Below are 13,370 nucleotides of genomic sequence, written 5' to 3'. Positions count from 1 at the left end.
GCAACCAGTCCTGCTCAAGCCAGCATGTTCGTCTTACCTTGCAAACCGGGGCGCGTTCATATAAGTAGGTCGCCCCTTCAGGGGCGAAACCTGAGGCCCTCGACCCTCGACAGCGGCCAGCCGCAGCCACTAACCTCAGGCGCACCAGCAGCGGCCCCTTCATAGACCCCAGCCCCACAAATCGGCGAAACACCTCGTTAGCTCACTGGAAACACCACCCTGACCCTCAACCCCGGCCCGGCATCCTCCAACTCAACCCGAGCCCCATGCGACTGCGCAATCTCGGCAACAATCGCCAGCCCCAGTCCGCTGCCTCCGGTAGGCGCATCGGGCAAGCGATAGAAGCGGTCGAACACCCGCTCACGCTCAGCCAGCGCAATGCCCGGCCCATTGTCCGCCACCACCAGTTCCACCCCGCGGCGATCTGCACCAGGCCTCACCTGCACATCAACCCGGCTGCCGGCCGGGATATAGGCCAGCGCGTTGTCGATCAGGTTGGTCAGCAGGATGCGCAAGGCATCAATATCGCCGCGCACTTTGGCCGGATCAGCGCCCGTGGCAGCATCCAGCCCGAGGTCGATATCGCGATCCAGCGCCGCCTGCGTCATCTCCGCTACCACGTCCGCAGCCAGCGCACGCAGGTCGACCGGCTCGCGCGGCAGCGTGACAGCGCCCGGCTCCTGCCGCGCCAGCGTCAGCAGTTGCGCCACCAGGTGGGTCAGGCGCTCCAACCCCTGCCGCAGATTGCCCAGCGCCTGCTGGCGTGCCTCGGGATTTTCCGCCCGCTCGACCAGCTGGGCCTGCAGCTGCAGCGCCGCCAGTGGTGTGCGCAGCGCGTGCGCGGCGTCGGCGACGAAGGCACGCTGCGTATCGATGGCGTGCGACAGCCGCCCCAGCAACTGGTTGAGCGCGTCGCTCAGCGGCGCTATCTCGTCCGGCATGCGCCGCACGGCGAGCGGCGCCAGCGTGCTGGCGTCGCGCGCCTGCACTTCGGTGGCGATCTCGCGCAGCGGGCGCAGGCCGCGGCCCACGGCCATCCACACCAGCCACCCCAGCAGCGGCAGCAGTAGCAGCAACGGCGCCACCGTGCGCAACGCCATGCGCGCGGCCAGCGTGCGGCGAGCGCTCATCGGCTGCGCGATCTGCACCACGGCCGGGCCGAGCTGCACGCTATAGAGCCGCCATTCGCCCTGCTCGGTCGAGACGTTCGAGAACCCGAGCTCGGCCTGCGGCGGCAGCGCCGGATGCGAATGCGAGAGGTAGAGACTGCGCCCCGAGCCGTCCCAGATGTGGATCACCACGTCTTCGTCGGCATGCATCAGGTCCGTGCTTGCGCCGCCCGGCTCGCCAAACGGCGGCGCAACCGGGTTGGCAAACTGGCTGGGCAAGGCGGCGGCCACCTGCTTCATCTGGTAGTCGAACAAGGCGTTGGCTTCCTGCCGCGCCTGTCCGTAGATCAGCACGGTGGCAATGGCGATGCCCACCAGCAGGCCGGCAGCCAGCCACAACAATAACGTCCGCTGGATCGAGCGCATCAGGCGGTTCCCTTGCCGGCATCGCTGTCCGGCGCGTCGCCTTCGAGCCGGGGCATCACGTAGCCCACGCCGCGGATATTGCGGATCAGCGCCGCGCCGAACTTCTTGCGCAGCGCATGGATGTAGACCTCGACCGTATTGCTGCCGACTTCGTCGTCCCAGCCGTACAGGCGCTCCTGCAGTTGCGGCACGGACCAGACCTTGCCGGGGCGTGCCATCAGCGCGGAGAGCAAGGCGAACTCGCGCGCCGACAGGCGCACCGGATCGCCGTCCAGCCTGGCTTCGCGCGTGGCGGGGTTCAGCGTGATCGCGCCGTAGCTGAGCAGCGGCTCGGCCCGGCCCTCGGCGCGGCGCGCCAGTGCGTGCATGCGCGCGGCGAGCTCCTGCAGGTCGAAGGGCTTGATGAGGTAGTCGTCGGCACCGGCGTTAAGTCCGGCGACGCGGTCGGCCACGGCGTCGCGCGCCGTCAGGATCAGTACCGGCGTCGATACGCCCCGCGCGCGCAGGGCGCGCAGCACATCCAGGCCGGGGCGGCGCGGCAGGCCGAGGTCAAGCAGGACGAGGTCATAGCAGGGTTCGTCGCCCTGCCCCGTTGCCGCGGCGAGACCGGCTTCGCCATCGCGCACCCAGTCCACGGTAAAGCCTTCCTGGCGCAGCGCAACCTTCACGCTGTCGCCGATCATGGCGTCGTCTTCCACCAGCAGTACGCGCATGGGCTATCCGGCTCGCGTCATGGTGCCGGCCAGTGCATCGGCGAGCGCACGCGCCAGGCCGGGCAGCGACGGGTATTGGTCGGTGATCACGTATACCGGCACGCTGGCCAGGTAGCCGCGCATGCGGCCCTTGGCCTCGAAGCGCTCGGCAAAGGCGGATGCCTGCAGCGCCCTCACGAAGCGCGGCAGGATGCCGCCGCCGAGATAAACGCCGCCGCGCGCGCCAAGCACCAGCGCCACGTCGGCGGCCACCGAGCCCAGCAGGCCGAAGAACACGGCCATGGTGCGCTGGCACAGCGGGTCGTCCCGCTCGAAAGCGCCGGTGGTGACTTGCGTCGGCGTCAGTGGCGCGAACAAAGGCGTACCCGTTTCTGCGGCCAGTGCGGCATGGATATGCGAGAGCCCCATGCCCGACAAAAGGCGCTCCGCCGACACGCGGCCGACGTCGCGATGCGCCGCGCGCCATGCGGTCCATTCGTCGTCGGTGACCGGCATCAGCTCGATATGTCCGCCCTCTCCGGACAGCGCTACCGCGCCGCCACCGGGCACAGGCACGAGTCCTGACACGCCAAGGCCAGTGCCCGGCCCCACCAGCGCGCGCGGCGCGCTGGGCACCGGCTCGCCGGCTCGGATCTGCACCAGCCCCTCAGCTGGCAGGAAAGGCAAACCCAATGCCAGCGCGGTGAAGTCATTGATGGTCACCAGCGTCTGCAGTCCGAGCGCACGCCGCATGCCTTCGATCGAAAACGCCCAGTCGTGGTTTGTCAGCCGGACCTGGTCGCCCGTGACCGGATTGGCCAGCCCGATAGCGGCGTGCAGGGGCGCCCGCACACCGGTAGCGTTCAGTTCGTCCAGGTAGTCGCGCATGGCAGCTTCCAGCGAAGGAAAGTCGGCCACCTTCAGCGGCGTGACCGGGCCGATCTGCATCGGCGCGGTCTCGAGCGCAAAGCGCACGTTGGTACCCCCTACGTCTGCCAGCAGGCGCGGGTAGGTATCGGGCGAGAGTTGGGGTATTGGGGCAACCATGGTGTCAGGCACGGAAGACGTCGAAGCCATGCCGATGCCCGCTGACCACAAGGCTCACGGGCAGCGCAGGCGTGGGCGCGTGCAGCGCGCGCGCCAGCACCCCGGTCTTGACCGGGCCGGCGAGCGACAGGAACGCGCGCTCGGTCGCCAGCAGCGCGGCGAGATTGAGCGTGATGCGTGCGTGCGGCGCGGCCGATGGGTGCGTGATCGTGTAGCCTGGCTTCGGCTCGCTCAGCGCGGCCTGCAGTTCAGGCGCATCCGGGAACAGCGAAGCTGTGTGGCCGTCTTCGCCCATGCCGAGCACGACCACGTCAGGCTGTCGGTAAGCCTGGTTCAGCCGCGCGATGGCCAGCTCCGGGGCGGCGGCCTCCTGGTCATCGGCGATCAGCGGTATGAAGGCGGCCTTCGCGGCGGCTTCGCGCAACAGGTGGGCGCGCACCAGTGCGCCGTTGCTGTCGGGATGATCGGGCGGGACCACGCGCTCGTCGACCAGCGTGATCGTCACGGCCTCCCAGCGCACCGGGCGGTAGCGCAGGCGCTCGAACATCGCCACCGGCGAGCGTCCGCCCGAGACCGCCAGCACGGCCCACCCGTTGACGCCGATGGCAAGCTCCAGCGCGTGGCTGACGGAAATCGAAAGGGCCTCGGCCTGGTCCAGCAACGATGCATGTTCAAACTGCCGCATAGGAGGTGTCCTGTCAGGCTTCTTCGTGCCAGAGCGCACCGTCGCGCGACATCAGCGCGGACGACGCCGCCGGCCCCCAGGTGCCGGCCGTATAAGGCTTGGGCGGCACCGTGCTCTCTGCCCATGTATCGATGATGGGCTCCACCCAGCGCCAGGCCTGTACCTGCTCGTCGCGCCGCACGAACAGCCCCAGCCGCCCGCGTATCACGTCGAGCAGCAGGCGCTCATAGGCGCCGGCGCGGCGCACCTTGAACGAGTTGGCGAAGTCGAGGTCGAGCGAGGTGGGCGTCAGCTCCAGCGTGTCGCCCGGCTGCTTGACCAGGCAATACAAGCGGATGCTTTCCTCGGGCTGCAGCTGGATCACCAGCCGGTTCTGCGGCGACAGCGTCAGCGGGCGCGGAAAGATCGCATGCGGCACGTCGCGGAAGTGGATCACGATCTCGGCCACGCGCGCCTGCATGCGCTTGCCGGTGCGCAGGTAGAAGGGCACGCCCTCCCAGCGCCAGTTGGCGATCTCGGCCTTGATGGCGACAAAGGTCTCGGTGCGGCTGTCGGGCGCAATGCCCTTTTCTTCCAGGTAGCCCGGCACCGGCTTGCCGCCGATCGCGCCCGAGCGGTACTGGCCGCGCACGGTCTTCTCGGCCACGTCCTGCGGCGAGATCGGCTTGAGCGCCTTGAGGATCTTGATCTTCTCGTCGCGGATGGCGTCTTCCTGCAGGCTGCTGGGCGGCTCCATCGCCACCATGCACAGCAGTTGCAGCAGGTGGTTCTGCACCATGTCGCGCAGGGCGCCGGTACGGTCGTAGAAATCGCCGCGCGTTTCCACGCCGAGTTCTTCGGCGATGGTGATCTGCACGTCCTGCACCCACTCGCGCCGCCACAGCGGTTCGAACAGCGCATTGCCGAAGCGGATCGCCATCAGGTTCTGCACCGACTCCTTGCCCAGGTAGTGGTCGATCCGGTAGATCTGGTCTTCGGCAAAGAACTTCGCCACCGCCGAGTTGATGGCCTCGTTCGATTCCAGGTCGTGGCCGAGCGGCTTTTCCAGCACGATGCGGACGTTGGGTGTGTTCAGCCCGGTTCGCGCCAGTTGCTCGCAGATCGGCACAAAGAGATGCGGCGCCGTGGCGAGATAGCAGACCACGACCTCCGGCTTGCGCGACAGCACCATTTCCGCCAGTGCGTCGAAATGGGCCGGCACGCGTGCGTCCGCCTGCACGTAGCTGATGCGCGCGCAGAACTTCTCCCATGACTCTGGCGGCGCATGCGCCAGGCCGGGCCGAACAGTCTGATCCAGGGAGGCAATGTAGTCCTCGGTGGTGAGCGGCTGGCTGCCGGTGGCAAGAATGCGCGCGGACGGATTCAACAGGCCCGCATGATGTGCATCGAAGAGGGAAGGCAGCAGCTTGCGCCGCGCCAGGTCACCGGTGCCGCCGAACAGCACCATGTCGAAATCAGGCATGCTCACCCTGGACTCCTTGGCCGGTACGGCCGTCTGCGCAGGCGATGCCAACATTGCCTGCTTGTTTGAGTGCCCGCAAGCGGTGCTTAAGTTCCTTGCAGTTTACGTGAGTCGCCGCCGCTTGGCGAGGCAAGCGTACCCGTTTCTGCGTAACGGCAGGGGGGGCAGGCAAACGTGCACCGTGCCCCAAAGTGCGCTAGGCTGAAAGCTCCCCCCGCAGGAGAACCCCATGCCACGTCACCCAGTGCTCGAACGGGTCACGGCCCGCATCGTGTCCCGCAGCGCAGCCTCCCGGCAGGCCTATCTCGACCGCACCCGCGCCATGGCGGGCCAGAAGGTTGAGCGGGCCCAGCTCTCGTGTACCAACCTGGCCCATGCCGTGGCTGCCATGCCCGATGCGGCCAAGATCCGGCTGAAAGCCGACGAGCGCCCCAACCTCGCCATTGTCTCCGCCTATAACGACATGCTGTCGGCGCACCAGCCGCTCGAGGCGTTTCCGAAATGGCTCAAGGAAGCCGCGCTGGAAGCCGGCGGCACCGCGCAGTTTGCCGGCGGCACGCCGGCCATGTGCGATGGCGTGACGCAGGGTCAGGACGGCATGGACCTGTCGCTGTTCTCGCGCGACGTAATCGCGTTGGCCACCGCCGTGTCGCTCTCGCACCAGATGTTCGACGCCGCGCTGTACCTGGGCGTGTGCGACAAGATCGTGCCCGGGCTGGTGATGGGGGCGCTGTCGTTCGGGCACCTGCCCGCGGTGTTCGTGCCGGGCGGGCCGATGACGACCGGCATGAGCAACGACGAGAAGGCCCACGTGCGCCAGCTCTATGCCGAAGGCAAGATCGGGCGCAAGGAGCTGCTCGAAGCCGAGACCCGCTCCTACCACGGGCCCGGCACCTGCACCTTCTACGGCACCGCCAACTCGAACCAGATGCTGATGGAGATGATGGGCCTGCATCTGCCGGGCACGGCCTTCGTCAATCCCAACACGCCGCTGCGCGAAGCGCTCACACGCGAATCGGCGCGGCAGGCGTTGCGCCTGGTGCACGGTGGCGAGCGCTATACGCCGGTCGGCGAAATGCTGGACGAGCGCGCCTTCGTCAACGGCGTGGTGGGCCTGGTGGCCACCGGCGGGTCGACCAACCATACGCTGCATCTGATCGCGATGGCGCGCGTGGCGGGCATCGTGCTGACGTGGGACGACTTCGATGAATTGTCGGCCGTGGTGCCGCTGCTCGCGCGCGTGTATCCGAACGGCAAGGCCGACGTGAACCAGTTCCAGGCCGCCGGCGGCCTGCCGGTGGTGATCCGCGGCCTGTTGTCGCTGGGGCTACTGCATGACGACGTGACCACCATCGCCGGCCGCGGGCTGGAGGCCTACACGCGCGAACCGGTGCTGCGCGACGGCAAGCTGACCTGGATCGACGGCCCCGCCGCGCCGCTGGACGACACCATCGTGCGCAGCGCCGACCAGCCGTTCGCACCCGACGGCGGCATCAAGCTGCTGGATGGCAAGCTCGGCCGCGCCGTCATCAAGACCTCGGCGGTCAAGCCCGAGCATCAGGTGGTGGAAGCGCCAGCGATCGTGTTTCATCGCCAGGACGATGTGCTGAGCGCGTTCAAGCGCGGCGAGCTCGAGCGCGACTTCGTCGCCGTGCTGCCATGGCAGGGGCCCGCATCATGCGGCATGCCCGAGCTGCACAAGCTCACGCCTACGCTGACACTGCTGCAGGATCGCGGCTTCCATGTGGCACTGGTTACCGACGGGCGCATGTCGGGTGCTTCGGGCAAGGTGCCCGCGGCGATCCACGTGTGCCCCGAGGCGCTGGGTGGCGGCGATATTGCCAAGGTGCGCACCGGCGACATGATGCGCGTGGACGCGCCCGCAGGCGTGCTGACGGTGCTGGTGCCGGATGCCGAATGGGAAGCACGCGAACCCGAGCGGCCGGACCTCGCCGGCAACCGTCACGGCGTGGGGCGCGACCTGTTTGCGACCTTCCGCCGCACCGTGAGCACGGCCGAGACTGGCGCCTGCACGCTTTTTTCGAATGAAGATTAGAAGATATGACTGACGCCGGCGCCAAACCCCGTGGCGCCGGCGGCGTTGCGGCTGTCGCGATAGGACACGGCGCTGTATAGCGTACCGCGCAAGGCGGCACGTGGGATGTGCCGCGCCGGCTAGCTCAGGCGGCGCGCCGGGTTCGGTTGCGCGTCAATCCGGGACGCTGCGCCCACATCGGGCATGCGCGTTTCCTGCACCGGCACGGCAATGGCGCAGCCGGCGGCTTCGAGCACCGGCTTGATGCGCTCGTAGAACGCATAGCGCACGGGCCAGAAGTTTTCGCTCGAGGTCCAGTAGCGCACGTTGAGCGTGATGCCGATCTGCGTGTAGCTGACCACCATGGCTTCGGACGCAGGATCGGCCAGCAGGCGTGGCTCGGATGCGAGCATGGCGCGCAGCGCGTCGAGCCCCGCGCGGATGTCGCTGCCGAACGCAACCGTGGTCTCGATATCCATCCGGCGCGTCGGGTTCTCGCTGTAATTGGTGATGGCGCTGCCCCACAGCTTGCCGTTGGGCACGCGCAGGCAGACGCCATCGGCAGTGGTGAGCTCGGTCATGAACAGGCCGGTCTCGCGCACGGTGCCGGCCACGCCCTGCGCATCGATGTACTGGCCCACGCGAAACGGCCGCAGCAGCACCAGCATGATGCCGGCGGCGATGTTCTGCAGTGTCCCCTGCAGCGCCAGGCCAATCGCCAGGCCGGCGGCACCGAGCATGGCGACGATGCTGGCCGTCTGCACGCCGAACTGCGACAGCACCAGCACAACCGTCAGCACGCGCACTACCCACTGGGCGGCATTGGACAGCATCGGCCGCATGGTGGCGTCGACATTGGTGCGGTCCAGCGCCCGGGTCACGCCAGCGCCGGCACGGCCCGACAGCCACCAACCGGCAATCAGGATGAGAATGGCCGCGATGCAGTTCATGCCCTGCTGCACGGCAAGCTGCACGAGATAGCTCCAGGCGGCCTCGATCTTGTCTGCTGCGATGAAGTGCAGGTCCATGGGGAACGACTCCTGGTTGGTTTCAGGTAGCGGGTGCATCCGGCTCAGAGGATTCCGGTATGCAGCGAGTGGTACGAATCCGGCCTGCGCGAGGGCAAAGCGTACCAATTTCTGCGGGCGCGTTCCAAGCGCGCCGGCAAGGTGACGAACAGGATTTCACGCGGGGAATGCGGCGAGCAGCACGGGAGCAGCCGACAGCCGCGAAGTCCGGTATTTTACCGCACGAAGACAGACGATCTCGTGGGATTGCCGCCATTTCCATCTTTTACGGGGTTGACAGGACCGGCCAGCCCTTGTGTAGCAAGGGCTGGCGGGCATCAGCAAATTCTTGGGAAGCAGGTTTCAGGCGTCGTTCCGCACGTCGTGTGCGGCACGCCAGACACCCGGCGTTGCGCCAAACGCAGCGCGGAAGCGATTGTTGAGATGGCTGGCCGAGGCAAAGCCGGCGCGTGCGGCGATGTCCTGCAGCGTCAGGCGTGGGTTCGCCAGCAGCCGTTGCGCACGATCGAGCCGGCTACGCAGGATCCAGGTGTGCGGCGGCATGCCGAACGAAACGCGGAACATGCGCGCAAAGTGGTACTCCGACAGGCCCGCCATCGCCGCCAGTTCGCCCAGCGTCGGGTTGCGTTCCGGGTTGGCTTCGATCCAGTCCCTTACCTTGCGGCGCGCCGGGCCGGACAGGCCGCCGCGCCAGTCGGCCGGCGCGCCCCGCGTGCCATGACGCAGCAGCAGGTGGCTGACCGCTTCGTGCGCCAGGGCGTTGCCGGCCATCAGCGCATCTGGCTGTTCCCAGTCGAGTGCGGCGAGCCGCCGGCTGATCGCGAAGAGGAACGGATCCTCGGCAAAGGTCAGGTCCTGCAGCTGCAGTGCGCGCGGCTCGCGGTCAAGCAAGCGCACGCAGTGCCACGCCAGGTGCTCGGGCTGGAAATAGAGATGCAGGAAGCGCTGGCTGCCGCCGACGTGCCAGCGGGACTCATGGTCGGCCGGTAGCAGGCAGAGCCGCCCCGGAGCGCCGGTGTTGCCCGGCTGGTCACGCCGGTAGGTCGAGTAGCCGCCTTCCAGGTAGACCGACATGGTGTGGTGGCCGGGCTGCGCGTAGCCGGTGTCATCGTGGCGGTTGCGCCACAGCGCCAGGCCCAGGCCATCGCCCAGTGCCGCGGCGCGCTCGAGCGACGCGCGCGAGCCGGTCAGCGCGGCGAAGACTGCGTGGCGCCGGAGCGGTTCGGTCGGGGCGTTGCTGGCGGCCATGGATCGTGGTCTGGCGGGCATCAGGGGTGGACGACGGACGCAACTTTCAGCGACGAAAGTTGAATCGGCACTGTCGGAATATAACCCTGGATTCAGGATCCGGCTGGGGCAACGAGGGACTTTTTGCGCACGCAGAAACGGGTACGCTTTGGGCCCGGGCGTGCCGCCTCAGGCGTGGTGGTCGTGCAGCCGGTCGCGCGCGGCCAGCGCCGGAAACAGCCGCATCCAGACTGCCACCACCAGCAGCGTGCCCGCGCCGCCAAGGATCACCGCCCCCACCGGTCCGAGCAGCGCGGCGGTCACGCCCGACTCGAACTCGCCCAGCTGGTTCGAGGCCCCGATAAAGACCGAATTCACGGCGCCGACGCGCCCGCGCATGTCATCTGGCGTATCGAGCTGGACCAGCGTGGAGCGCACCACCACGCTGATCATGTCCGATGCGCCCAGCACCACCAGCGCGCCCATTGACAATGGCAGCCAGTGCGACACGCCGAACACCAGCGTGGCCGTGCCAAACAGCGCCACCGCGCCGAACATCACCTGCCCCGCGCGCCGGTTCAGCGGATGCCGCGCCAGCCACAAGGCCATGGCCAGCGCGCCGATGGCCGGCGACGAGCGCAGCAGCCCCAGGCCCCACGGGCCGGTGTGGAGGATGTCGCGCGCGTAGATCGGCAGCAGTGCGGTGGCGCCGCCCAGCAGCACGGCGAACAGGTCCAGCGACACCGCGCCCAGCAATACCGGACGGCTGCGGATATAGGCAAAGCCGGCAAACAAGGTCTTGATGCTGACCGGTGCCGTCAGCCGCTGCACTGCCTGGCGCAGGGTCAGGCCGCTGACCAGGATGGCGGCGATGGCGAACAGCGTGGCGCTGAGCGCGTAGACCACGCCGGGGCCCGCCACATAGGCAAACCCGCCGATGGCCGGCCCGATGATGATGGCGGTCTGCCCGGCGGAACTGGCCAGCGCCACTGCGCGCGGCAGCTGGCGCGGCGTGACGACGCCGGGCAGCAAGGCCTGCAACGTGGGGGTTTCAAAGGCGCGCGTGGCGCCGATCAGCGCGACGAAGAGAAAGATGTGCTCGCGGTTGACCCAGCCGGCGAAACTCGCCACCGCCATGGCCACCGCGATCACGGCCTCCAGCGCCTGGCAGGTTCGCACGATGCGGCGCCGGTCGAAGCGGTCGGCCACATGCCCGGACATCAGGATCAGCACCACCGAGGGCAGGAACTGCACCAGCCCGACCATGCCGAGCATCAGCGGGTCGCGCGTCAGGTCGTACATCTGCCAGCCGACGGCCACCGTAAAGATCTGGTAGCCGATGGTGGTGCAAAGGCGGGCGAACCAGTAGCGGCGGAAAATGGGATCACCAAAAACGCTGTCCGGCTCGACGGCCGGAACGGTGGCAGGGGTAGACATGGAGGCGGAAAAGCAGAGAGGCGCTGCGCCGGAAGTGCAGCCGGTCGACCGGCCGATGGTGCCGTACCGGGCGCAAAGGCTGGATTCTAAAGCGGGCGGCCCCGGCACGTGGATACAAATGCGGACACTGGCACACGGCACGCCGCGGAACATGGCCCATATGTATCAAAGCCGATGCATTAATACCACAACCCGACAAATGCACTCGATGATGCGTTCGGCCCGCTGCAGTACTTCCAGATCGCGCAGACCACCAATGGCCTGACGCCCGGGAAGGCCCAGACGTATGAAATCGGCACGCACTTCAATAGCAATGGCTGGGGCGGTGAGCTGACGCTGTTCAACATCGATTTCGACGACGAACTGCAGCTGCGCGGCGGCACCGGCGGCGCGCCCGATGCATCGACCAACCTCGGCGCCACCACGCACCGCGGTATGCCCGCGCCTGCCCTCTCCCCCTGCCCCTCTCCCGCAAGCGGGAGAGGGGAGCAAACCCTCAGACAGCAAAACGGCTCGCGAATGCGAGCCGTTTTGCATTTCAGGCGTAATCGGCGATCACACGATCTCGCGCGTCTCCATGAACTTCAGGTTCGGGAAGCGCTCCTGCGTCAGCCGCAGGTTGACCATGCTCGGCGCGAGGTAGACGTGATCGCCGGCGCCATCGAGCGCAACGTTGTGGCCGGCCTTCTCGATCAGCTTTTCGATCTCGGCCGGATCGCCCTTGAGCCAGCGCGCGGTGGCGCATTCGTGCGATTCGAAGATGGCGTCGACGCCGTACTCATGCTCGAGCCGGTGCGCCACCACGTCAAACTGCAGGATGCCGACCGCGCCCAGCACCAGGTCGTTCGAAGCCAGCGGGCGGAACATCTGCGTGGCGCCCTCTTCGGCCAGTTGCTGCAAACCCTTCTGCAGCTGCTTGACCTTGAGCGGGTTGTTCAGGCGCGCGCGGCGGAAGAATTCGGGCGCGAACGAAGGAATGCCGGTGAACTTGAGCGGCTCGCCTTCGGTGAACACATCGCCCAGGCGGATGGTGCCGTGATTGGGCACGCCGATGATGTCGCCGGCGTAGGCCTCTTCGGTCGTGTTGCGGTCCTGCGCCATGAAGGTGATGGCGTTGTTGATCGCAACGGTCTTGCCGGTGGAGACATGCAGCAGCTTCATGCCACGCTCGAAGCGGCCCGAGCATACGCGCACGAATGCGATGCGGTCGCGGTGGCGCGGGTCCATATTGGCCTGGATCTTGAACACGAAGCCGGTGAACCGGGGTTCCTGCGGCTCCACCACGCGGCTTTCGGTATTGCGCGCCAGCGGCGGCGGCGACAGCTCGCACAATGCGTCGAGCAGCGATTGCACGCCAAAGTTGTTGATGGCCGAGCCGAAGTAGACCGGGGTCTGCTTGCCTGACAGGAAGGCGTCCTTGTCAAAGGTGTGCGACGCGCCGCGCACCAGCTCGATCTCGAGGCGCAGCTCTTCGGCCTGGCTGCCCAGGATGCGGTCAAGCTCCGGATTGTCCAGGCCATCGAGGATTGCCGCCGTGCCCTTCTCGCCGTGCGGGTCGAACAGCTGGACCTTATCGTCGATCAGGTGGTACACGCCGCGGAAGGCCTTGCCCATGCCGATCGGCCAGGTCATCGGCGCGCACTGGATCTGCAGCACGTCCTCGATTTCATCGAGCAGCTCGATCGGCGAACGGCCTTCACGGTCGAGCTTGTTGATGAAGGTGAGGATGGGCGTATCGCGCAGGCGGCAGACGTTGAGCAGCTTGATGGTCTGCGCTTCCACGCCGTTGACCGAGTCGATCACCATCACCGCCGAGTCGACCGCGGTCAGCGTGCGGTAGGTATCTTCGGAGAAGTCTTCGTGGCCCGGCGTGTCGAGCAGGTTGACGATGTTTTCCTGCGTACTGCCGTCCGCGCTGCCGTTGCCTGGCCCGCGGCGGTACGGGAACTGCATCACGGAAGACGTCACCGAGATCCCGCGCTGCTTTTCCAGCTCCATCCAGTCGGAGGTGGCGTGGCGGTCGGCCTTGCGGGCGCGCACCTCGCCGGCAACCTGGATCGCGCCGCCGAACCACAGCAGCTTTTCGGTCAGGGTCGTCTTACCCGCGTCCGGGTGGGAAATGATGGCAAAGGTGCGTCGACGCGCAATTTCGGAAACGAGCGAGCTCACGGCAGCGGAGTTTGACTGGGAAAAGATGGAAGGCCCGGCACGCGCCTGGCCGG

General features: G+C 67.5%; 10 protein-coding genes and 1 pseudogene. 2 read left to right on the top strand and 9 right to left on the bottom strand.

The window, feature by feature from the left end:
- Positions 1-197 precede the first annotated feature (197 nt).
- From RM96_RS16760 to zwf, 5 genes are read right to left on the bottom strand one after another with little or no spacing between them, the layout of a single operon-like run.
- On the bottom strand, positions 198-1,535 hold the full coding sequence (locus RM96_RS16760) for a sensor histidine kinase (RefSeq protein WP_039012172.1): 1,338 nt from the start codon (positions 1,533-1,535) through the stop codon (positions 198-200).
- The gene (locus RM96_RS16755; protein WP_039012170.1) at positions 1,535-2,248 is read right to left on the bottom strand and encodes a response regulator; all 714 of its coding nucleotides are present in this window, start codon (positions 2,246-2,248) and stop codon (positions 1,535-1,537) included. The genes RM96_RS16760 and RM96_RS16755 overlap by 1 nt, the downstream gene beginning before the upstream one ends.
- A gap of 3 nt (positions 2,249-2,251) precedes the next feature.
- Complete coding sequence (locus RM96_RS16750; protein WP_052279549.1) at positions 2,252-3,274, bottom strand: glucokinase; 1,023 nt, start codon at positions 3,272-3,274, stop codon at positions 2,252-2,254.
- A 4-nt stretch (positions 3,275-3,278) separates the two neighbouring features.
- Positions 3,279-3,959 (bottom strand): 6-phosphogluconolactonase, encoded by a 681-nt coding sequence (pgl, locus tag RM96_RS16745; RefSeq protein ID WP_039012169.1) that lies wholly within the window; start codon positions 3,957-3,959, stop codon positions 3,279-3,281.
- 13 nt (positions 3,960-3,972) lie between these two features.
- On the bottom strand, positions 3,973-5,421 hold the full coding sequence (zwf, locus tag RM96_RS16740; RefSeq protein WP_039012168.1) for a glucose-6-phosphate dehydrogenase: 1,449 nt from the start codon (positions 5,419-5,421) through the stop codon (positions 3,973-3,975).
- Between the two features lie 229 nt (positions 5,422-5,650).
- Between zwf and edd the strand changes: the two genes are divergently transcribed.
- Positions 5,651-7,477 carry a phosphogluconate dehydratase gene (edd, locus tag RM96_RS16730; protein WP_039012166.1) on the top strand — a complete coding sequence of 609 codons (1,827 nt, stop codon included), beginning with the start codon at positions 5,651-5,653 and terminating at the stop codon, positions 7,475-7,477.
- 119 nt (positions 7,478-7,596) lie between these two features.
- Here edd and RM96_RS16725 read toward each other — a convergent pair whose 3' ends face one another.
- From RM96_RS16725 to RM96_RS16715, 3 genes are all read right to left on the bottom strand, one after another.
- Positions 7,597-8,484 (bottom strand): mechanosensitive ion channel family protein, encoded by an 888-nt coding sequence (locus RM96_RS16725; protein WP_052279548.1) that lies wholly within the window; start codon positions 8,482-8,484, stop codon positions 7,597-7,599.
- A gap of 342 nt (positions 8,485-8,826) precedes the next feature.
- The gene (locus tag RM96_RS16720; RefSeq protein WP_052279547.1) at positions 8,827-9,732 is read right to left on the bottom strand and encodes a helix-turn-helix domain-containing protein; all 906 of its coding nucleotides are present in this window, start codon (positions 9,730-9,732) and stop codon (positions 8,827-8,829) included.
- A gap of 168 nt (positions 9,733-9,900) precedes the next feature.
- Positions 9,901-11,148, bottom strand: a complete 1,248-nt coding sequence (locus tag RM96_RS16715) for an MFS transporter (protein WP_039012165.1) — start codon at positions 11,146-11,148, stop codon at positions 9,901-9,903.
- Positions 11,149-11,361: 213 nt separating this feature from the next.
- Between RM96_RS16715 and RM96_RS37195 the strand changes: the two are divergent.
- Positions 11,362-11,586: pseudogene (locus tag RM96_RS37195) on the top strand (TonB-dependent receptor domain-containing protein); the annotation flags it as partial.
- Between the two features lie 117 nt (positions 11,587-11,703).
- On the opposite strand, the gene RM96_RS16705 reads toward RM96_RS37195, so the two are convergent.
- A complete protein-coding gene (locus RM96_RS16705) occupies positions 11,704-13,317 on the bottom strand; it encodes a peptide chain release factor 3 (RefSeq protein WP_039012176.1) in 1,614 nt (537 codons plus the stop codon).
- Between the last annotated feature and the right edge of the window lie 53 nt (positions 13,318-13,370).

It is taken from the genome of Cupriavidus sp. IDO (assembly GCF_000812465.1).
GTDB lineage: Bacteria > Pseudomonadota > Gammaproteobacteria > Burkholderiales > Burkholderiaceae > Cupriavidus.
Note: the sequence above shows the minus strand (reverse complement) of the source record. Positions and strands in the feature narration are given on the sequence as shown.